Below are 19,180 nucleotides of genomic sequence, written 5' to 3' on the forward strand. Positions count from 1 at the left end.
TGGGTTGGGGTCGGCGGACCTGAACGGACCACTGACTAGTCTACCGCTTTTCCCACCGCCCATGGGGCATCGGTGCCGACGGTCACTCGGGACGAACCGCCTCGACACGCCCGTTCGGGTTGGCATCGGAGGAAATATCGATCCGCCAGCCGGTGAGCTTGGCCGCCAGACGGGCGTTCTGCCCTTCCTTGCCGATGGCCAGCGACAACTGGTAGTCCGGAACGACCACATGGGCCTGGCGGATGGCCTCATCGACGATGGTGACCGACTTGACCTTCGACGGGGAGAGGGCATTGGCGATGAACCGGGCCGGATCCTCGTTGTAGTCCACAAGGTCGATCTTCTCGTCGTAGAGCTCGTTCATGACCGCACGCACACGCGAGCCCATCTCGCCGATGCAAGCACCCTTGGCGTTGATTCCGGGCTTCGTGGGGCGCACGGCGATCTTGGTCCGGTGCCCCGCTTCGCGGGCCAGGGAGACGATCTCGACGGTTCCGTCCGCGATTTCCGGGACCTCGAGCTCGAAGAGCCGGCGCACCAGGTTGGGGTGCGAACGCGACAGGGTGATGGCGGGGCCCTTCAGGCCCTTGCGCACGTCGGTGACGTAGGCCCTGATGCGCGCACCATGGATATATTTTTCGCCCGGCACCTGTTCCGGTGGTGGCAGGAGGGCCTCGATGGTTCCCAGGTTGACCTGGATCATGATCGGGTTGTTGCCCTGCTGGATCTGGCCGGAGATCAGTTCGCCTTCCTTGCCCTTGAACTGTCCCAGGATGTTGTCGTCCTCCACGTCGCGCAGACGCTGGAGGATGATTTGCCGGGCCGTGCTGGCGGCGATGCGGCCGAAGCCTTCAGGGGTGTCGTCGAATTCGGCGAGTTCGTTGCCGTCCTCGTCGGTGTCGGTGGCCCAGATCGTGACTCGGCCGCTCTTCTGGTCCAGTTCGGCCCGGGCGCGATCAATGGCTCCCGGGGACTTGTGATAGGCCATGACCAACGCCTGCTCGATGGTCGGGATGATCAGGTGCAGTGGAATCTCGCGTTCCGATTCCAGGAGTCGCAGTGCGCTCATATCAATATCCATGTCAGGCCTCCTGCGCCTCGTCGATTTCCGGTACTTCGTCGTCCAGGGGCCCTGGAGTGGTGAACTCGACGTCCACGGTGCCTCGACGGATGTCGCCATAGGCGATCACACGGGGCTCGCCCTGCTTGGGTTTCATGCCCTTCTTCACCGGGACGTCGGGGACGACGGTCACGGTCTCGTCGTCGGCTTCCATCAACCGTCCGGTGATGTTGTCTTCGCCGATCAGGTTGATCTTGACCAGACGACCGATGTTCCGGCGCCAGTGGCGCGGCAACGTCAGCGGACGGCCGATTCCGGGCGAGGAGACCTCGAGTTCATAGGCCGGCCCCGGCTCGGCGGGCGCCTGGTCCATGGCCGTTGATACGGCTTGGGAGACCTCGGCCAGTGTGTCGAGATCGACGCTTCCGGTTCCTTCGAACAGATCCACGATGACGTTCACCGTGCGGTGGTCGGCACTGGAGCGGACCTCGACCTCTTCAAGGAGGAGGTTGTGGGCGGAAACGGTGGGTTCCAGATACTCCTTGAGCCGCTGCCCTTCGGACGGGGTTCCTGCCGGCTGTTCGGACATGACTTCCTCCCACATATTCGATGTTGTGCGTACAAGAGTATCGACAATTTCGCGGCTCCGCCGACGTCGCACCCCGTGGCAGGGCCCGCCGGGCGGTTCACTGGTCCGTCCCCTCGGAAGATCGAGCCCGCCACGGGTGGCATCGAGCCCCTGGTTCAGCGGGGCCCATGGGATGATCGTGTCGATGGTTACACGCTCCCCCTCCCCCCGTGGTCCCCGCCGTTCACCACGGCGCGGGTTCTCCGCAGTGGCCAGGTTCCTGCTGCGCACCTTGGGCCTGCTGCTGGTGGCTGCCATCGTGATCGGTATCGGCACGACGGTCGAAAGCCGTTGGGGCCCGGATTCCCGGGGCGGTGGGCAACAGATGAGCCCACAGGAAAAGGCTTCCCGGACCATGCTCGCCCTGGCAGGAACCGCTGAGGAACTGGCCACCGGAACCTCCGGGCAGGACGCGGGAAGTGCCTCCCCATCCGCCTCGGCTCCTGCCTCGCCCCCGTCGGAGAAGGCCCCGACGGTCGACAAGGCGTCGGCCACCGAGCTGGAACGGATCTCCACCATGCTGCGTCGGCATGTGGAACTTCTCACACCGGGGCTGACTGCCCACGTACAGCAGGAGGCCGACCAGAGCGCGTCGGCACCTGCCTCACCAAGCGCCAAGACCACGGATCCGGCGACTCCTTCCGCTACTGCGGCATCCACCACCACCTCCGTCACCGAAGTGGCCGTGGAACTGGCCGATACGGCCAACTGGCTGCTGGAGGCCGCCACCGACGCCGCTTCCAGTGAGGTCCCGGCAGTTCTGGGCTCGGGCATCGAACAACGCCTGGCCGCCCAGCGGCTGGCAGGAAAGATCCCCGGGGACGGTGCCTCGAAGAAATTGCCGAAGTTCGTGATCCCCGAGGCAACTCATGCCTGGCAAGATGCCGAGAGCCACCAGTTGCCCGAGGGCTCCTGCGCGGCCGAGCCAACGGATGGCGCCACCGGTAGTCCGGCGGCACCGGGGACGAATGCCGGTTCCTCGGTTTCTGCCACCCCTCTTCCGGCGAGCAGTACCGAGGGTATCTCCGCGCAGGACCAGGCTTCGGCCGGCGCCCTGGAGCAGGCCTCCGATGCTGCTTTCCGGCTTGCGTATGGATACCAGATGGCCGCCGTCAAACAGCCCGGGGATTCGACCCGGAAGGGCTGGGAGCTCTCGGAGGCCTCCGCCGAGCTGGGTCACCGGCTGGAGGATCTGCTGCCTGCCGGATGCACCCCCGTCCGGGAACCGGCCTACCAGCTCCCCCGGGATTTCTCGTCGAAGCCCATCGCGTCGGTCGCCGAGGCGGAGGGCCAGTTGGCGGGCCTGCTTCGTGATGCCGCTGCGGCCTCCGAACAGCCGGTCCGTCCGGCGCTGATCGCGGAAACCTGGCTGTCGGCCGAGCGTTCATTCACCTTGGCGAACACCATTCCCGACCTCACCTGAGGAAGTCATGGACACCGATCGTGCCCGCGATGCCTTTCGCGCTCAGTTCCAGGATCTTCCGGCACCGCTCCGCCACCAGGCGTTGCGGTCGTCGGCGGGAAGGCCCTGGCTGGACACCCTGTGTGAACGTGTCCTGGCCCGATGCGGGAGCTGGCATCTGGTCCCGGATCCTTCAGCGCCGCATCCATTCCTTGCCGGTCACGCGGGGCTCGTGGTTCCCGTCATCGACGCAGCGGGAGCCCGCCTGGCGCTCAAATGCCAGATCCCCGATCCCGTCCTGGCCACCGAGGCCACGGCACTGAATTGGTGGTCCGGGCAAGGCGCGGTCACGTTGTTCGCGGAAGAGGACGGGTTCCTGCTGTTGGAACGTCTGGACCCGGATCACGATCTGGGCTCCATGGCCCTGCCGGAGGCCGTCGAGATCTGGGGGCAGTTGATGTCCCGGCTGAGCCTGCCGGCCCGGGAGCTTACGCCGACGACGGCGGGCGCTGGGATGGTGGAGAGAACCGATGCCCTCGCCGAACGCTGGAACGATGAGCTTCCCGCCCGGTGGGCCGAGCTTCCGCCGGTGCTCCCCCGGCGTCTGCTTGAGGCCGCACTGGAACTCTGCCAGGTTCGCGGTGCCGTCGGCCGACGTGACGACCGGGACTTCCTGGTGCACTCCGAGCTGCACTACTTCAGCGCGCTCCGGCGGCCGCCCACCGGGGAATTCGTGGCCATCAACCCCCACCCAGTGATCGGCGACCGGGAATTCGGCGTCCTGCCGATGCTCGAGAATCGTTTGGCCGACCTGCCCTCCCGAAACTCCGGCCCCGCCTTGCGACTTCGTCTCCGCCATCTCAGTGAAGCGGCCGGACTCGACGAGGAATCGGCGGTGGGATGGGCGGTGGCCCGGGCGGTGGAGGACGTCCTGACCCATGCCGAGGAAGGCCTCTTCGACGAGGCCGAAAGATCCCTCTGGGTGGCGACGGCGCTCAGCGGCGGGGATGTCTCCTCCTTACCGGACGTCCACCGGCTCAACCCCCTGAACTGATTCCCTTTGCTGGCCGGTGGGTCTCAGCTGGTGTCTCCGGGCAGGGGTGGTGCCTGGGACCGGTAGTGGTGGCCGGTCGGAGTGGTGACCACCGTGGTATGCCGGGCCCCGGTCACGGTTTCGGTCCTCCACCCGGGCGCTTCCTTGCTGTAATTGCACTCAGCACACAGGCCCGCGGAATTCCTTGCGGTGGTCCTGCCCCCGGCAGCCCACCCCAGCACGTGGTCGTGGTGACGGACCGGGGCATCACACCACGGGCTACGGCAACACTGGTCGCGGGTCTCGATGAAACGAGCCAACCCCGCAGGAAAGATCCGCGCACGCGAGTCCATCGCGACCAGCTCCCCGGTCTCCGGGGCCGTATACAGCCGCCGGAGCCACGCCAACTGCTGTGGGGCGGGAAGATCATCAGCCCCGCCGGTACTGGGCCCGGGGGTACGAAGGCCACCGGCCCGGCGGATCAGTTCCCTAGCCACTTGGGCCGGGATGACCCCGTACCCGGGAAGGAACGCCGGTTCGCCATCACCCTGGAATAACGTCCGGTCGGTCATGACCAACTGGATCGCCACCGGCACCGCAGCCGCGCTGGCCCGACCGGTCAGACGCTCGACCAGGGTGTCGGCCATGATCTGCCCGCGGGAGCGGCCATCACCGATACCCACCAACCGGTCAGCTTCCATCGTGAGGGCCTTGAGCACCGAAACGCCCTGGGCCACCGGCAACAACCCGGACAAGATCGACATGGTGTCAGGGGCAGGTCGCAGGGAGACCCTGCGGTCCTTCACCGCCCGGCGGGCTCGGTCCACCACCGCCGACGGTGAGGCCGCGTAGGCTAATTTCCTGGCCCGGGCCACCAAGGCCCGGGTCCCGACGCCTTCGAGTGCTGAAGGGTCGGCCAACAGTTGTTCATCGACCTGGCGGCGTTGCTCCGCGTCCAGGCAGGCGGTTTCCTGCACCAGCAGGGTGGCCCGCCATTCACTGAGTCGGCCGGTGGCCAGGGCGTGGTGGGCATGGGGCATCTCGTTCACCACGGCCTGGGCCATCCCCACCAGCCGGTGCCCGGCATGCGGGGATTCGGACCGGGCCAACGCGACCTGGGTGTGGACCCCGGCCCCGGCCTTCTCCGCCGGGAGGCCTTCGGCCAGGTGGCGGGTGCGCACGGCCGCGTCCAGGGCCACCGCTGCCCGGGCCTGGAGGCCGGACAGGGCGTTCTTCGCTGCTTCGGCGGTGGCCAGGACGTCGATGAGGCCGGCCTCGTCCAGGCCGGCGGTGTCCATGGTGGGCAACAGGTCCAATAACGAGGTCAGCACCCCGGGGGCAGGTCCTGCCGTCGGGGTTTCCGGGGTCCTCGGTGATTCGAACATGTCTTCGATTCTATCGAGGGCACCCCACGGAAAGCCCGGGAAACCAGCCCTGTGAGGGGCCCGTGGATCACCCAAGAAACCCCCTGCCGAACTACTGCCGGTGCAGGATGTTCTCCTGGACGACGTCGTACCCCAACCTCAGGATCAGCACCGTCACGACCACGAGGAAGACGATGCGGATGAACCTGCTGCCCTTGCTCACGGCCATCCGCGCCCCCAGATAGCCGCCCACCATGTTGGCCAGCCCCAACACGAGCCCCAGCCCCCAGAGCAGGTGCCCGGTGGGCAGGAAGAAGGCCAGCGCCCCCAGGTTGGTGGCCATGTTCACGATCTTGGCCTTGGTGCTGGAGGCCAGGAAGTTGTATCCGAGGAAGACGACCATCGCGATGATCAGGAATGATCCGGTCCCGGGGCCGATGAGCCCGTCGTAGAACCCGATGACCAGGCCGATGACCGCCGCCACCGCATAGTGCCGGCGACCGGTATGGCGCAGGGTCGTCAGCTCCCCGACCGTGGGTCTGACGGCGGTGAAGATCGCCACGGCGACCAACGCGGCGACGATGATCGGCTTGAAGACCGCCGCGGGCAACAGGGTGGCCACGATCGCGCCGCCGAAGCTGCCGATCAGGGCGATGCCGGCCATCGGCAATGCGGTCTTCAGGTCGGGGTTGGCCCGGCGGTAGTAGGTGATGGCACTGGTCGTCGTGCCGAACACCGAGCCGAGCTTATTGGTGGCCAGCGCTTGGACGGGCGTGATGCCGGGGACCAGCAACAAGGCCGGCAACTGGAGCAGTCCCCCGCCACCGACGACGGCATCGATCCAGCCGGCAGCCAGACCCGCGACGAGCACCAGCAACACGGTGCCCAGCTGGAGGTCCACCAGCCCGGAGCCCTCCAGCAGGGACGCCCAGTCCACCGGGTGACCGCCTAGCCGCGAACGGCGTCGACGAGGTGGCCCACCACATCGGCCACCGGGATGTTCTCGGCGGTCCCGGAGGCCCGGTCCTTGACTTCCACCAGACCTTCAGCCAGGCCACGGCCCACGACGGCGATGGTGGGGACCCCGACCAGTTCGGCATCACCGAACTTCACCCCGGCGGAGACCTTCGGGCGGTCGTCGAAGATGACCTCGATGCCCTGGGCGTCGAGCGCTGCGGCGATGCGTTCGGCTTCGGCGAAGAGCTCGGCGCCCTTGCCGGTCACCATGAGGTGTACGTCGGCGGGGGCGACGTTGCGCGGCCACATCAGCCCACGGTCGTCGTGGTTGGTTTCGGCCAACGCGGCCACGGCTCGCGTGACCCCGACCCCGTAGGAGCCCATCGTGACCGTGACGAGCTTGCCGTTCTGGTCCAGGACCTTCAGTTCCAGTGATTCGGCGTATTTGCGGCCCAGCTGGAAGATATGACCCATTTCGATGCCTCGTGCGGTGCGCAGCGGCCCGGAGCCATCGGGGGCGGGGTCGCCCTCGCGGACCTCCACGCATTCGATGGTGCCGTCCCAACCGAAGTCGCGACCGGCGACCAGGCCGAAGACGTGGCGTCCGGGTTCGTTGGCACCGGTGATCCAGGAGGTACCGGAAACGACGCGCGGGTCCACCAGGTAGAGGACCCCGCTGGCCGCCTCGGTGCCCAGCACCGCATGATCGAGTCCGTTGCCGGGACCCATGTAGCCCTTGACCAGCGACGGGTTCTTCTTCAGGTCGTCCTCGGTGGCTGCCTCGATCTCCACTTCGCCGCCGATCTCCAGGTGGCCGGCGATATTGGCCTCGACGCGCTTGAGGTCCACCGCCCGGTCCCCCGGCAGGCCGATGACGACCAGCCGGCGCTCCCCGGTGGGCATTTTCGCGGCGATGACGACGTTCTTGAGCGTATCCGCTGCGGTCCACTCGCCGGCGTCCCGGGGGGCCACCTCGTTGGCGACGGCCACCAGCGTGTCGATGGTCGGGGTGTCGGGGGTGTCCTTGACCTGGCACGCCGGCAGCGTGGAGTAGTCGATGTCTTCGGGCACGACGGTGGTCACGGCCTCCACGTTGGCCGCATAGCCGCCGGCCGAACGCACGAACGTGTCTTCCCCGACCGGGGTCGGGTGCAGGAACTCCTCGGATTTGGAACCACCCATGGCCCCGGCAGTGGCTTTCACCGGCAGGATCTCCAGGCCCAGGCGGGAGAAGATCTTCAGGTAGGCCTCGCGGTGCTTGGCGTAGGCGGTGTCCAGACCGGCGTCGTCGATGTCGAAGGAGTAGGAGTCCTTCATGATGAATTCGCGGCCGCGGAGCAGGCCGGCGCGGGGGCGGGCCTCGTCCCGGTACTTGTTCTGGATCTGGTAGAGGTAGACCGGCAGGTCCTTATAGGAGTTGTAGAGGTCCTTCACCAGGAGCGTGAACATCTCCTCGTGGGTCGGTGCCAGCAGGTAGTCGGCGCCCTTGCGGTCCTGGAGCCGGAAGAGGGCGTCGCCGTATTCGGTCCAGCGGCCGGTGGCCTCGTAGGGTTCGCGCGGCAGCAGGGCCGGGAAGTGGACTTCCTGGCCGCCGATGGCGTTCATTTCCTCACGGACGATCGCCTCGACCTTCGCCAGGACGCGCAGGCCCAACGGGAGCCAGCTGTAGATGCCGGGGGCGGCGCGGCGGATGTAGCCGGCCCGCACCAGCAGCTTATGGCTGGCGACCTCGGCGTCAACCGGGTCTTCGCGCAGGGTGCGCAGGAACATGGTGGAAAGTCGCAGGACCACGCTTGCTGTCCGTTTCCGCGGGCTGGGCCGCTGGTCGTGTGGGTTGATGTCCAGGTCGGGACGCTTCCAATTTACCCGCTGCCCGACGAAGGGCCGAACAGCCTAGGGCCCGCGGGCCGCGTCATTGCGTTCGCAATGCTTCCAGCGCCTCATCGAGCTGCTCGGCCACATCCTCGGGAACGATGTCTTCCTCCTGCTCGTCGCGCGTGGTGGCCGAGACCACCACGGCTCCATCGCTGCCGGAAACGGTGTAGCTGGCCACCCCCTGTTCCCCGGCGGCGACATCCATCCGGTAGCCCACGGTGGCTTCGGCATCCGTCGTCGTCTTCTCCCGGTCCACCGTGGCGGTCCCGTCGGTGTCGCCCAGATGCAGGTCGAAGGTCCCGCAGCGGCTGACCAGATCCGTGGTGCGGGAGACGGCGGCGGCGGCGGCTTCGGGATCGGGGTAGGAGGCCAGCGATACGTAGCTTTCCCGGTTGACCGTATCCCCGGGGATGGTCACCGAGGTGATGACCGCCCCGGCGGGCAACGTGGCTTCCTGGTTGTCCATGAACGGCGCACATTGGGCGGGGGTGATGTCCATGTCATCGAGCAGGGCCTGCCCGGTTTCGGTCTGTCCGGCGATCTCCTTGGCCGTCCGGACCCGGGCCCCGGGATGGTTTTCGGCCAGTTCATGGGCCGCGTCGGCCAATTCATCGGCGGTGAAGGACGGCAGCGGGCCCGTCAGCGGGGGCAGGGCACTGCTGCTCGCGGGAGCTTCGCTGCTGCTCGGGGACGCGGCAGCGGAGGACGACGACGGCGCCGGGTCCGCTGACCCGCTGCCGCCGGCCTCGGACGGTCCCCCCGGATCGCCGCCGGTGCAGGCGCTCAGGACCAATGGCAGGGCCAGAAGCACTGCGGCGGTCCTGCCACCTCTGGCTGCAGACGATGCCCCGTCCATGGGTCCCCCGTTTCGCAGGCCGGAACCGGCCCCGTGGGTGCCGGATGTTCTCCCCCACCCTAGCGAACGTGGAGCCCGCGAGGCAGGACCGCAGCACTGCGGATTCAGAACAGGACCGTGGCGAATTCCCCGACCTGTTCGAATCCGGCGCGGCGGTAGGTGGCCAGGGCCGGGAGGTTGTAGTCGTTCACGTACAGGCTCGTGACCGGAGACAGGGCCAGTGCCGATCCCGCCACCGCGGCCATGGCCGGCCCGGAGATGCCTTCTCCGCGGTGTTCCGGGGCGACCCAGACCCCCTGGATCTGGGTGGCGTGCGGGGAAACGGTCCCGAGTTCGGCCTTGAAGCGGATGCCGCCATCCGCCGGGCGGTCCACGAAGGAATGTCCCTGGCGGATCAGCGAACGAACCCTGGAACGGTAGAAGGGGGCGCCGGCACCCAAGGGCGAGTACCCCAGTTCCTCTTCGAACATGGCGGCACAGGCCGGCAGGACGGCGTCGAAATCGGCCATCGTCGATCTCCGGACGGCGGTGGATGGAAGGATCCGCGGCTGCCGGTCCAAGACCATCAAGGGTTGGGAGGGCCGGACATCGAAGGCGCGTTGCGGGGATTCGGGCCGCAGCGAGTCCCAGAGCGGCAGCACGGCAGAGGCCGGACCGAACATGGAGGAGACCTGGCGTTCCATGCCCAGGACCGCGGTGGCGAAGGCCAGTGCGTCGTCGGGCCCGGCCTGGATGGGGACCAGGTTCGCGCCGACCCAGAGTGCAGCGCTCAGTTCACCGGCGTCGTAGCGTCCCAGCACCAGGGACCCCGTCGGGGTCGGTGCCGCGGAACCGGTGGCCGCCAGTTGGGCGTCCATGAAGATGTTGGACACCGGGTCCCGGGCGACGAGGCCCCGCAGGGCGGCGGTATCCTCGTCGGCCAGGACGCGGACGGTGTCCCCGAAGGGTTCGCCACCGCTGTAGCGCAGCTTCGCCGGAGGGAACCATGGGAGTGCACGGGAGAGGATCCTGGACATTCCTTCCCCTTCCCGGCGCCTGCGGTGGCGGCTTATGCCAAAGTCTTGCAGACTCCGGCCCGTGGCGGAACCAGATGACACCGCATGGTGTTGCTTTGGATCAGGAGACCGAAACACTCGGGACGCCACCGGTGGCATCCCCCGCGGCTTCCATTTCCTCTACGATGCGTCCGGCTTCTTCGATGAGGGTCTCCACGATCTGGTCCTCGGGGACGGTCTTGATGACTTCCCCCTTGACGAAGATCTGTCCCTTGCCGTTGCCGGAGGCGACGCCGAGATCGGCTTCGCGGGCTTCGCCGGGTCCGTTGACGACGCACCCCATGACGGCCACGCGCAGCGGGAACTCCATGCCCTCGAGCCCGGCCGTGACCTCGTCGGCCAGCTTGTACACATCGACCTGGGCCCGGCCGCAGGAGGGGCAGGAAACGATTTCGAGCTTGCGGGGACGCAGGTTCAGCGACTGCAGGATCTGGTCCCCGACCTTGATCTCCTCGACCGGCGGGGCGGAGAGGGAGACCCGGATGGTGTCGCCGATGCCCTGGGAGAGCAGTGCGCCGAAGGCCGTCGCGGACTTGATGGTGCCCTGGAAGGCCGGACCGGCTTCGGTCACGCCCAGGTGCAGGGGCCAGTCGCCCTGTTCGGCCAGCAGCTCGTAGGCGCGGACCATGACGACCGGGTCGTTGTGCTTGACGGAGATCTTGAAGTCGTGGAAGTCGTGTTCCTCGAACAGGGACGCCTCCCAGACCGCTGATTCGACGAGCGCCTCGGGGGTGGCCTTGCCGTACTTCTTCATCAGGCTCGGGTGCAGGGAGCCGGCGTTGACGCCGATGCGGATCGAGGTGCCGTGGTCCTTGGCCGCCTGGGCGATCTCCTTGACCTGGTCGTCGAATTTGCGGATGTTCCCCGGGTTCACGCGCACTGCCGCGCAGCCGGCTTCGATCGCCGCGTAGACGTACTTCGGCTGGAAGTGGATGTCCGCGATGACGGGAATCTGTGACTTCCTGGCGATGATCGGCAGGGCCTCGGCATCATCGGGCGACGGGCAGGCCACCCGGACGATATCGCAGCCCGAGGCCGTGAGTTCGGCGATCTGCTGCAACGTGGCGTTGATGTCGGTGGTCGGCGTGGTGGTCATCGACTGCACGCTGATCGGGGATTCCGAACCAACACCGACGGCCCCGACCTTGATCTGTCGGGTTTTCCGTCGCGGGGCCAGAACCGGTGGTGGGGCGGCTGGCATTCCAAGGCTGACCGAGGTCAAATTATCCTCCGGGTTTTCAGGGGTGTTCATCCAGGCCCCATTATCCCCCTTCCGAGGGGAAAATGGGGCCCGATAGTGGATCAGACGTGGTGAGAGAGCTCACCGGTCACGGGGCTCCATTCGGTCAGGCGCAGTGCCGCGACCAGGGAGTTGGCGTTGAACGGGTCTTCGCCGAGCTTCGCGGCGAGGGCCTCCTCGGAGGGTGCCTTGATCAGCAACAGGGCCCCCGAGCCATCCACGTAGGGGCCGGAAGCCACGAGGGAGAACCCGTCGGTCAGGGTCCCCAGGAAGGCACGGTGCGCGGGGCGGTGTTCGTCCCGGGCGGCTTCGGAATCAGCTGCGTATACGTATTCCACGGCAAAAATCGTCATGGGCACCAGTGTACGTTCCCCGCGACAGGCCGGTGGACCGGCTACTGGTAGGAGACGAACCACGGTTTCGGCTCGAGGTCGAAGGTCTGCTCGGGGGTGAAGGTCGGGGAGTCCTCGTCGATGAAGTTCTTCCACGCCATCCTGATGCCGTCGGGCAGGTCCCGACGCAGGTTCTTCCAGGTCGCCAGTTTCATCCCCGGGGTGCCGTGGCCGTCGGCATGCAGGACCATCGCCAACTCGGGGTGGGTGGTGTCCAGCGTGGAACGGTCCGTGATCATGCTCCGCCGGAACTGATGGAGAATGACGACCTTCTGCGGCAGTTCCTTCTTCCGGGTCAGTGCGGCCAGCCAGTCGTTGGTCCGGTTCAGTTCCGCGGCGTCGACGGAACCGATTTGTTCCATATGCCGTTGCCCGGGCTTCAGCCTCCATTCCGGGTCGTAGGCGATGCCCACGTTCGGGTAGGCCAGCAGCTTCTCGTAGTGCTTGGCCTGGGTCAGGAAGTCGTTGCGTCCGGGTTGCAGGTCCAGCACCACATAGATCCCGGCCTCTTGTGCCGCCTTGACCCAGGGTTCCAGGGTGTCCACTGGGGTGTAGCGGGAGTACTTCCCGTCCGCACCGGGGGCTGCGGAGGCGACCGTGGCGATGATCTCGAAGGCGGGCTGGACCTTTTCCTTGCTATGGGGCTGGTATTCGGCGGCCAGTTTCCGGGCCCGTTTGATCGTTCCGTCGAGGTCCTGCTCCCCCAGGGCGCCCAGGGAGGAGGTGCCGGGTGAGCCGTAGAGCCCGATCAGGCGCCGGTCCGGGAACACGAGCTGCCCGCCGCCGGGAAGTTCCTGTCCACTGGCTGCAGTGGCTGCCAGGGCAGAGAACTCTGCCGGTTTGGCGAACCCCTTTCCGAACGTGAGAAGCTGCGCGCCCGCATGGTCACCGAAGAATTCCCGGTTCGTGTCGGCCCGCGGATCGGGTGATTTCATCCTCGCCCGGTCCGCCCCCGCGGCTTCGGCGGTGGCCAAGGCCGGTCCCGCCGCCGGGTCTGCCTTCTTCCCCGCCCGGACAACGACCGCGAACCCGGGGTCGGTCGCCTTTTCTGCTGCATCGATGGAGGGCGGTTCCGCGTCCGGGTCCTCCCCGTCCACGACGTCCCGGTCCCCCGCCACCGCCTCGGACAGGGGCCCGTAGGCGATGAGGGTGCCCGCCCCCAAACGCTTCAATTCCTCGTCGAAGTCCTTCTGCTCCGAAGCCCCCTCGGGGGCCATGAGCACCGGGATGCCGAGTTCGCCGGCCCGCCCCGCGGCCCGCGTGGAGGAGTCGGCGTCGTCGTTTCCGAGGACGACGACGGCGGGTGCCTTCGCGAAGAACGCCTCGCTGGCTTCCAGTGCCATATCCCCGGTGTCCCCACCCAGGTGGCTGATGCCGGGCTCCGGCTCGGCCAACACGACGCGGTCGGGGTTCGCCCCTGACGACGCCGCCGTGTTTCCGGCGTAGTTCCCCGGGGCGTTCGCGGTGCATCCGGCCACGACGAGCCCCAGGGCCAGGGTGGCCGCGACGAGGGCGCTCCCGCGCAGCGTGGTGCCGGTGGTGCGTCGATCACCCAAAAATATTCACCGGTTTGACGATATCCGCATAGATCAGCAGCGCACCCATACCCAGCAACAGGACGCCCACCACGTAGGTCAGGGGCATGAGTTTGGCGATGTCCACCGGCCCCGGGTCCCGACGTTTGAAGACGCGGGCGACGAAACGGCGCAGGCCTTCCCAGAGGGCGCCGACGACATGGCCGCCGTCCAGGGGAAGCAATGGAATGAGGTTGAAGACGAAGAGGGCGACGTTCAGGCTGGCGACCAGACCGAAGAGCGTGGCGATGCGGTCCTTGATCGGGATTTCGTCCATGGCGCTGACCTCGCCGGCGATCCGGCCGACCCCGACGACCGACATCGGCCCGTTCGGGTCCCGTGGCGCCGAAGAGAAGGCCGCCTGCCCCACTGCCACCAGTCGTGCCGGCAGATCCACCACGATGCCGGCCACGGCCCGGACGTTCTGACCCACGGCCGACGGCACCTCGGTGAGCGGCAGGGTCATCTGCACGTTCTCCGAGCCCATGCCCACGAAGCCGACGTTGACCAGTTCGGTGTTGCCGTGGGCGTCGGTTTTGACCCGGCCGTTGATATCCAGGGCAGGTTGCTGGGATAGCTTCGGGGTGATGCTTGTGTGGTGTTCGGAGCCGTCCCGCAGATAGGTGATCGGAACGGTATTCCCGGCGTCGGCCCGGATGAGCTCGGAGAGGTCGTCCCACTGCCATTCCTTGAGCTGGTGTCCGTCGAAGGAGGTGATCCGGTCTCCCGGACGCAGCCCTGCTTCATAGGCCGGTGCCGCCGGGTCGCCGGCCTGGCAGTTCGTTGCCGCGTCGTCGCCGCCGCGGGCCTTCTGGTCGGCCTGGCTGACCACGCACTGGTAGACCTCGGAGATGTTGGTCGTGGACTGGATGGACCCGAAACCACTGATCAGCACGGCGAACAGCACGAAGGCGATGACCAGGTTCATGAACGGGCCGCCGAGCATGATGATGACGCGTTTATATACCGGGAGCTTATAGAACATCCGGTGCTCGTCCCCGGGGCGCAGCTGCTCCGCGGCCGCTTGACGGGTCTCATTGGCCAGCTGGGTAAACATTCCCGTGCTGGCGGCCTTGACCTTGCCCTCCACCGCTGTCGCCTCGGCGGGAGGGAACATCCCGATCATCGAGATGTAGCCGCCCAGAGGGATCGCTTTGACCCCGTATTCGGTTTCTCCGCGCCGGCGAGAGAAGATCGTCTTGCCGAAGCCGATCATGTATTGCGGGACGCGCACGCCGAAGAGCTTGGCCGGGACCAAGTGGCCGATTTCGTGCAAGGCAATGGACACGGCGACACCGATCGCAACGATCAGGACGCCGGCAATGAAGAGGATGACTGTCACAATTGTCCCCAACGATCCTGGGCGCTCTTTCGTGCCCACGCTTCGGCCACCAGTACCGACTGGACACTGAGTTCATCGCCGACGATGGCCCCGGCGTCGTATTTGCCCACCACATCGGCGACGGCGTCCACGATCTCGGGGAACCGGATGCGTCCTGCGTGGAAGGCCGCGACGGCTTCCTCGTTCGCCGCGTTGTAGACGGCCATATGGGTGGCCGAGGCATTGGCTGCCTGCTTGGCCAGGCGGATCGCCGGGAAGGCTTCCTCGTCCAGCGGTTCGAAGGTCCAGGTCGACGCGGTGGTGAAGTCACAGGCCGCCGCCGCGCCGGGGACCCGGGCCGGCCAGCCCATGCCCAGGGCGATCGGCAGGCGCATATCCGGCGGAGAGGCCTGGGCGAGGGTGGAGCCGTCGATGAACTCGACCATGGAGTGCACGATCGACTGCGGGTGGACCACGGCGTCGATCCTCTGTAGCGGGACGTCGAAGAGCAGATGGGCTTCGATGACCTCCAACGCCTTGTTGACCATGGTCGCCGAGTTGGTGGACACGACTTTGCCCATGTCCCAGGTGGGGTGGGCGAGCGCCTGGGCGGGGGTGACGTCCATCAGCGCTTCCCGGCTCATGCCGCGGAACGGGCCGCCCGAGGCGGTGACGATCAGCCGGGAAACCTCCTCGGCGGTGCCGGCACGCAGGGCCTGGGCCAGCGCCGAATGTTCCGAGTCCACGGGAACCAGCTGGCCCGGCGCGGCGGCCTGCTTCACCAGGGCGCCACCGGTGATCAGCGATTCCTTATTCGCCAACGCCAGTAGGTGTCCCGCCTTCAGGGCCGCCAGCGTCGGGGCCAACCCGATCGAGCCGGTGACGCCGTTGAGGACGACGTCGGCATCCGGGTAGCCGGCGATGCGTGCCGTCGCCGTGGGGCCGGTGAGCAGTTCGGGGCGGTAGGAGCTGTGCCCGGCAAGCTCGGCATGGGCGTGGATGCGCGCCTTGAGCTCATCGATGTCCCCCTCGGCGAGCGCGACGACCTCGGCCCGGGTGTGCACCGCCTGCCGGGCCAGGAGTTCGAGGTTGGAGCCGCCGGCGAGCGCGACGATGCGGAACCGGTCGGGGGCTGCATCGGCGACGTCGATGGCCTGGGTGCCGATCGACCCGGTCGAACCGAGCAGGACGATGCGCCGGGGGGCATCCGGGGCGGGGTTGATATGTGGCGGTTCGCGAAACTCCATGCCTCCAGTATCGCGCACTCGGCGGCAGGGGTGGACATCCCGGCGGCCGGGTCAGGAGGACTCGCCGTCGTCCTCTTCCCCTTCGTCGTCCAGGTCGCTCCAGTCGGCGTCGAGCCCTGAGGCGTCGGCCGCATCACCGGGGAATTCGAAGGGGTGCCGGAGCATCCAGATGAGCCGCCGGGTGACCCCCGGGCGCACCGGGAAGGTGTCCACATGGAAGATCTCGGGGTCCGCCAGCGAGGGTCGGTAGGTCCCCAGGCTGTCGGAGCCCCCGGCCTCCTCGGGCGAGGCCGGGGCATAGTGTACGGCCAACGGCGAGCCGAGTTCGGCGGCCAGTTGTGTGGCCAGCAGGATCCCCTCGGCCCGGTGGCGTCGGGACAGGACCCCGGTGGACGCGGTGTCGATGTCGTGGTCGGTGAACTCGGTTTCCCAGGCACGCATCCTGGCTTCGAGTTCGGCCGGCAGCGCCAGTTCGTCATAGGCCACGGGCTCCCACGTCCAGACCGGGCTCTCCCCATTTTCGACGAAGAGGCGCACATAGGGCACCCCTTCGATCGTGGTGTAGCTGGTATCCGGCTCCATCTCCTCCATGGGGACAGTGTGCCAGTGTTCAGTCGTCGGAGACGCGGAGGTCGACCTCGATGTTGCCTCGGGTGGCATTGGAATAGGGGCACACCTGGTGGGCCGCCTCGGCCAGCTCGCTGGCCACGGTCGCGTCCACAGCGGGCAGGGTGACTTCCAGGGTCACTGCCAGGCCGAACCCTCCGGACTCGAGCCCACCGAGGTGGACCTGGGCGCCGACGCTGGACCCATCGACGTCGATCTGGCGTTCGCGGGCCACCATCTGCAGTGCACTGTGGAAGCACGCGGCGTAGCCGGCGGCGAAGAGTTGTTCGGGGTTGGCACCGGCACCTGAACCGCCCATGGATTGCGGGATGGCCAGATCGAGGTCGACCCGGTTGTCGGTGGAGGTGACATGCCCGTCGCGGCCGCCACCGGTGGCGAGTGCTTCAGCGGTGTAGAGAGTCTTCATGATGGATCCTTGGGGTTGTCGGTGCGGGCAGGCGTTGCCTGCCCGGTGGAACAGATCTTGGCCAGTAGCCGGCGCAGCTCGACTGCTTCCGCTGCCTCTAGGCCCAGCTGGGCGAACAGACGTGCTGGAATCCCAACGGCGTCCTCGCGCAGGGCCGCGCCCTCGGAAGTCAACTGGACCGTGACCACGCGCTCATCGGCAGTGCCGCGATGCCGTTGGATGCGGCCGGAGGCTTCCAGCCGCTTCAGCAGCGGTGACAGGGTCCCTGAGTCGAGACCGAGCCGCCGTCCAAGCGTGGAAACCGGTTGACCGTCCTGCTCCCACAGGGCGAGCATGACCAGATATTGCGGATAGGTCAGGCCCAACGGCGCCAACAACGGGCGGTAGGCAGCCACGACGGTCTTCTCACTGGAATAGAGCGGGAAGCATAATTGCTCGTCGAGAGCCAGCGGGTTGATCTGCATAAATTAAGAATAGTGCACAATTTAGTTGTGGGCAACTCATCTAACCTGCCATCCATTAGCGTTCCACTGAGCCCGGCTGTCGTTTTCCGAAGACGATCGCTCGGAATGCCGGCCAAGCTGATGAATCGTTAGCTCCTGTTGACTCGGCCTAGTACTTCTCGTGGGATGAAGCGTCGGGAGACAAAGCCAGCACGCCATGCCAGACTGACGTGATGCCCCGCCAGTACGAGCCTCCGGCGCGAGAGGTCTTGGAGTGGGTTCGGCGCCATGTGCATGCGCATGCCCGGGTAACCGCCGTCGCGCGCCTGCAGGGCGGAGTCACCGCAGACATGGACCGAATCACTGTCGAGGCTCCGAGTGGAGCCCGGGATGTGGTGCTGCGCCGCTGGCAGTTCGATGACGAGGCTGAGGCCCAGGTAACACGCGAAGCGTCCGCGCTGACGGCGATACGTGGTCACGGGGTGCCTGCACCTCAACTCCTCGCAATGGACGCGGACGGCGTCGAGACCGGGGTGCCCTGCACACTCACGTCCGCCTTGACCGGGCAGCCGGACCTGGCTCCGGCAGACATGCGTTCCTGGCTGGGCCAACTCGCGACCACTCAGGCGGCGATCCACGCCGTACCCGACCGGCCACGAACCTCCGCGGACGCCGGGAACGGTGACGGCGAGCCTGTGCCCGTGCCGGACCGCTACGGCGGGCGCCACCGCCCCACTGGACTGGTTGTCTGACCGTGGTCTGCGCGATGCGGCCCGCGAGGCTGCGTCGGGACCGCTGGGCGGCGAAACGGTCTTTGCGCACGGCGACTACCAGCACTTCAATGTGTTGTGGGATGACAGGCGACTCACCGGCGTTGTGGACTGGCCCGACGCGGCGACCGGCAACCGGGGCAGCGACGTCGGCCACTGCAGGCTCAATCTGGCCGTATTGTTTGACGCCGAGACGGCTGGTGCCTATTTGACGATGTACGAGCGTGCTGCGGGCGTACGGGTGGATCGGCGGGCCGACTTGCGGGCGTTGCTCTGTTTTGACCTCGGGTGGCAGCACTTCGTCCCGCACCAAGTGGCAGGTCGGGCTCCGCTCGACCTGGCCGGGATGCCTGAGCGGGTTGCTGCCGCAATCCGCGATGCCCTGAACGGGGTCCATTAGCCTGTCTGTTTACGGTCAACGGCGTATCCGGATTTTCCGCAAGTGGAACCCAAACGGGCGTCCCGGAGTGGGATGACCGCGGCTCTCAGCTAGCGGCTGTTGTCCGCCAACTTCTCCAGCCCGACCACTCGGCCGCCTCAATGACGCAGAACCGGTTTCCCTCGGGGTCTTGCATGATGACGTAATCTGCATCGTCGGGGCATCGACCCCAATCCACCTTGGTGGCACCGAGAGTCGTCAGTCGGTGAACTTCAGCCGCTTGGTCCTCTGCGTACAAGTCCAGATGCATGCGCGGTGGCAATATCCGCTCAGAGCGGTGCGCGTCGAGGGAGACATTCGGACCAGTTCCATCGGTGGCGAATAACAGTGCGAAGTCATCATCAATCGGCTCACGCACAGCGTAATTGAGAGCATCAGACCAAAATTGAATCTGTTTTTGCAGGTCGCTCACACGAATGACTATGGACCCAACAACAAGCATTCCATAACCGTAGGTTGAGTGGAGTGACGCCACAAGCGGAACCCCATGG

The 19,180-nt window shown here is 66.9% G+C and carries 20 protein-coding genes; 4 read left to right on the top strand and 16 right to left on the bottom strand.

Going from position 1 to position 19,180, the window contains the following annotated elements; all coding sequences use genetic code 11:
- Positions 1-82: 82 nt before the first annotated feature.
- Together nusA and rimP are read right to left on the bottom strand one after the other, a co-directional pair.
- Positions 83-1,081 (bottom strand): transcription termination factor NusA, encoded by a 999-nt coding sequence (gene nusA / locus ACT3S2_RS11550; protein ID WP_444554640.1) that lies wholly within the window; start codon positions 1,079-1,081, stop codon positions 83-85.
- Position 1,082: 1 nt separating this feature from the next.
- A complete protein-coding gene (gene rimP, locus ACT3S2_RS11555) occupies positions 1,083-1,649 on the bottom strand; it encodes a ribosome maturation factor RimP (protein ID WP_444554641.1) in 567 nt (188 codons plus the stop codon).
- Positions 1,650-1,833: 184 nt separating this feature from the next.
- Between rimP and ACT3S2_RS11560 the strand changes: the two genes are divergently transcribed.
- Both ACT3S2_RS11560 and ACT3S2_RS11565 read left to right on the top strand, forming a co-directional pair.
- The gene (locus ACT3S2_RS11560; RefSeq protein WP_444561730.1) at positions 1,834-3,111 is read left to right on the top strand and encodes a hypothetical protein; all 1,278 of its coding nucleotides are present in this window, start codon (positions 1,834-1,836) and stop codon (positions 3,109-3,111) included.
- Positions 3,112-3,118: 7 nt separating this feature from the next.
- Positions 3,119-4,144 carry an aminoglycoside phosphotransferase family protein gene (locus ACT3S2_RS11565; RefSeq protein ID WP_444561731.1) on the top strand — a complete coding sequence of 342 codons (1,026 nt, stop codon included), beginning with the start codon at positions 3,119-3,121 and terminating at the stop codon, positions 4,142-4,144.
- Between the two features lie 23 nt (positions 4,145-4,167).
- Here the strand turns inward: ACT3S2_RS11565 and ACT3S2_RS11570 are convergent, their stop codons facing one another.
- The 13 genes from ACT3S2_RS11570 to ACT3S2_RS11630 form a co-directional block, all read right to left on the bottom strand.
- Positions 4,168-5,508 carry an HNH endonuclease gene (locus ACT3S2_RS11570; protein WP_444561732.1) on the bottom strand — a complete coding sequence of 447 codons (1,341 nt, stop codon included), beginning with the start codon at positions 5,506-5,508 and terminating at the stop codon, positions 4,168-4,170.
- 91 nt (positions 5,509-5,599) lie between these two features.
- Positions 5,600-6,424 (bottom strand): sulfite exporter TauE/SafE family protein, encoded by an 825-nt coding sequence (locus ACT3S2_RS11575; RefSeq protein WP_444561733.1) that lies wholly within the window; start codon positions 6,422-6,424, stop codon positions 5,600-5,602.
- Positions 6,425-6,435: 11 nt separating this feature from the next.
- Positions 6,436-8,235: a proline--tRNA ligase gene (locus tag ACT3S2_RS11580; protein WP_444561734.1), complete on the bottom strand. Its 1,800-nt coding sequence runs from the start codon at positions 8,233-8,235 to the stop codon at positions 6,436-6,438.
- Between the two features lie 121 nt (positions 8,236-8,356).
- Positions 8,357-9,175, bottom strand: coding sequence for a hypothetical protein (locus tag ACT3S2_RS11585; RefSeq protein WP_444561735.1), 819 nt, complete (start codon positions 9,173-9,175; stop codon positions 8,357-8,359).
- 104 nt (positions 9,176-9,279) lie between these two features.
- Complete coding sequence (locus tag ACT3S2_RS11590; RefSeq protein WP_444561736.1) at positions 9,280-10,191, bottom strand: GNAT family N-acetyltransferase; 912 nt, start codon at positions 10,189-10,191, stop codon at positions 9,280-9,282.
- Positions 10,192-10,291: 100 nt separating this feature from the next.
- Positions 10,292-11,452, bottom strand: coding sequence for a flavodoxin-dependent (E)-4-hydroxy-3-methylbut-2-enyl-diphosphate synthase (gene ispG, locus ACT3S2_RS11595; protein ID WP_444555406.1), 1,161 nt, complete (start codon positions 11,450-11,452; stop codon positions 10,292-10,294).
- An 80-nt stretch (positions 11,453-11,532) separates the two neighbouring features.
- Positions 11,533-11,823: a YciI family protein gene (locus ACT3S2_RS11600; RefSeq protein ID WP_444555395.1), complete on the bottom strand. Its 291-nt coding sequence runs from the start codon at positions 11,821-11,823 to the stop codon at positions 11,533-11,535.
- Between the two features lie 41 nt (positions 11,824-11,864).
- Positions 11,865-13,418: a hypothetical protein gene (locus ACT3S2_RS11605; protein ID WP_444561737.1), complete on the bottom strand. Its 1,554-nt coding sequence runs from the start codon at positions 13,416-13,418 to the stop codon at positions 11,865-11,867.
- Positions 13,411-14,781 (bottom strand): M50 family metallopeptidase, encoded by a 1,371-nt coding sequence (locus tag ACT3S2_RS11610; protein ID WP_444561746.1) that lies wholly within the window; start codon positions 14,779-14,781, stop codon positions 13,411-13,413. The genes ACT3S2_RS11605 and ACT3S2_RS11610 overlap by 8 nt, the downstream gene beginning before the upstream one ends.
- A complete protein-coding gene (dxr, locus tag ACT3S2_RS11615) occupies positions 14,775-16,004 on the bottom strand; it encodes a 1-deoxy-D-xylulose-5-phosphate reductoisomerase (protein ID WP_444561738.1) in 1,230 nt (409 codons plus the stop codon). Before dxr ends, ACT3S2_RS11610 begins: the two co-directional genes overlap by 7 nt.
- Before the next feature lie 51 nt (positions 16,005-16,055).
- Positions 16,056-16,595: a hypothetical protein gene (locus tag ACT3S2_RS11620; protein ID WP_444555392.1), complete on the bottom strand. Its 540-nt coding sequence runs from the start codon at positions 16,593-16,595 to the stop codon at positions 16,056-16,058.
- A 19-nt stretch (positions 16,596-16,614) separates the two neighbouring features.
- Complete coding sequence (locus ACT3S2_RS11625) at positions 16,615-17,037, bottom strand: organic hydroperoxide resistance protein (protein WP_444555391.1); 423 nt, start codon at positions 17,035-17,037, stop codon at positions 16,615-16,617.
- Positions 17,034-17,501 carry a MarR family winged helix-turn-helix transcriptional regulator gene (locus tag ACT3S2_RS11630; RefSeq protein WP_444555390.1) on the bottom strand — a complete coding sequence of 156 codons (468 nt, stop codon included), beginning with the start codon at positions 17,499-17,501 and terminating at the stop codon, positions 17,034-17,036. Before ACT3S2_RS11630 ends, ACT3S2_RS11625 begins: the two co-directional genes overlap by 4 nt.
- 329 nt (positions 17,502-17,830) lie before the next feature.
- Here ACT3S2_RS11630 and ACT3S2_RS11635 point away from each other — a divergent pair, with 329 nt between their 5' ends.
- Positions 17,831-18,232, top strand: a complete 402-nt coding sequence (locus tag ACT3S2_RS11635) for a phosphotransferase family protein (protein ID WP_444555389.1) — start codon at positions 17,831-17,833, stop codon at positions 18,230-18,232.
- Positions 18,225-18,650 carry a phosphotransferase gene (locus ACT3S2_RS11640; protein ID WP_444555388.1) on the top strand — a complete coding sequence of 142 codons (426 nt, stop codon included), beginning with the start codon at positions 18,225-18,227 and terminating at the stop codon, positions 18,648-18,650. Before ACT3S2_RS11635 ends, ACT3S2_RS11640 begins: the two co-directional genes overlap by 8 nt.
- A gap of 85 nt (positions 18,651-18,735) precedes the next feature.
- Here the strand turns inward: ACT3S2_RS11640 and ACT3S2_RS11645 are convergent, their stop codons facing one another.
- Positions 18,736-19,131: a VOC family protein gene (locus ACT3S2_RS11645; RefSeq protein WP_444555387.1), complete on the bottom strand. Its 396-nt coding sequence runs from the start codon at positions 19,129-19,131 to the stop codon at positions 18,736-18,738.
- Positions 19,132-19,180 lie beyond the last annotated feature (49 nt).

The sequence above is a fragment of the Arthrobacter sp. AOP36-A1-22 genome, from assembly GCF_052377615.1.
GTDB lineage: Bacteria > Actinomycetota > Actinomycetes > Actinomycetales > Micrococcaceae > Arthrobacter_H.

Excerpts from the sequence above, each read along its gene's own strand:
- nusA (WP_444554640.1), bottom strand. The coding sequence starts at position 1,081 with ATGGATATTGATATGAGCGCACTGCGACTCCTGGAATCGGAACGCGAG.
- ACT3S2_RS11625 (WP_444555391.1), bottom strand. The coding sequence starts at position 17,037 with ATGAAGACTCTCTACACCGCTGAAGCACTCGCCACCGGTGGCGGCCGC.
- dxr (WP_444561738.1), bottom strand. The coding sequence starts at position 16,004 with ATGGAGTTTCGCGAACCGCCACATATCAACCCCGCCCCGGATGCCCCC.
- ACT3S2_RS11620 (WP_444555392.1), bottom strand. The coding sequence starts at position 16,595 with ATGGAGGAGATGGAGCCGGATACCAGCTACACCACGATCGAAGGGGTG.
- ACT3S2_RS11645 (WP_444555387.1), bottom strand. The coding sequence starts at position 19,131 with ATGCTTGTTGTTGGGTCCATAGTCATTCGTGTGAGCGACCTGCAAAAA.
- ACT3S2_RS11630 (WP_444555390.1), bottom strand. The coding sequence starts at position 17,501 with ATGCAGATCAACCCGCTGGCTCTCGACGAGCAATTATGCTTCCCGCTC.
- ACT3S2_RS11565 (WP_444561731.1), top strand. The coding sequence starts at position 3,119 with ATGGACACCGATCGTGCCCGCGATGCCTTTCGCGCTCAGTTCCAGGAT.
- ACT3S2_RS11635 (WP_444555389.1), top strand. The coding sequence starts at position 17,831 with ATGGACCGAATCACTGTCGAGGCTCCGAGTGGAGCCCGGGATGTGGTG.
- ACT3S2_RS11560 (WP_444561730.1), top strand. The coding sequence starts at position 1,834 with ATGGTTACACGCTCCCCCTCCCCCCGTGGTCCCCGCCGTTCACCACGG.
- ACT3S2_RS11590 (WP_444561736.1), bottom strand. The coding sequence starts at position 10,191 with ATGTCCAGGATCCTCTCCCGTGCACTCCCATGGTTCCCTCCGGCGAAG.
- ACT3S2_RS11600 (WP_444555395.1), bottom strand. The coding sequence starts at position 11,823 with ATGACGATTTTTGCCGTGGAATACGTATACGCAGCTGATTCCGAAGCC.
- rimP (WP_444554641.1), bottom strand. The coding sequence starts at position 1,649 with ATGTCCGAACAGCCGGCAGGAACCCCGTCCGAAGGGCAGCGGCTCAAG.
- ACT3S2_RS11585 (WP_444561735.1), bottom strand. The coding sequence starts at position 9,175 with ATGGACGGGGCATCGTCTGCAGCCAGAGGTGGCAGGACCGCCGCAGTG.
- ACT3S2_RS11570 (WP_444561732.1), bottom strand. The coding sequence starts at position 5,508 with ATGTTCGAATCACCGAGGACCCCGGAAACCCCGACGGCAGGACCTGCC.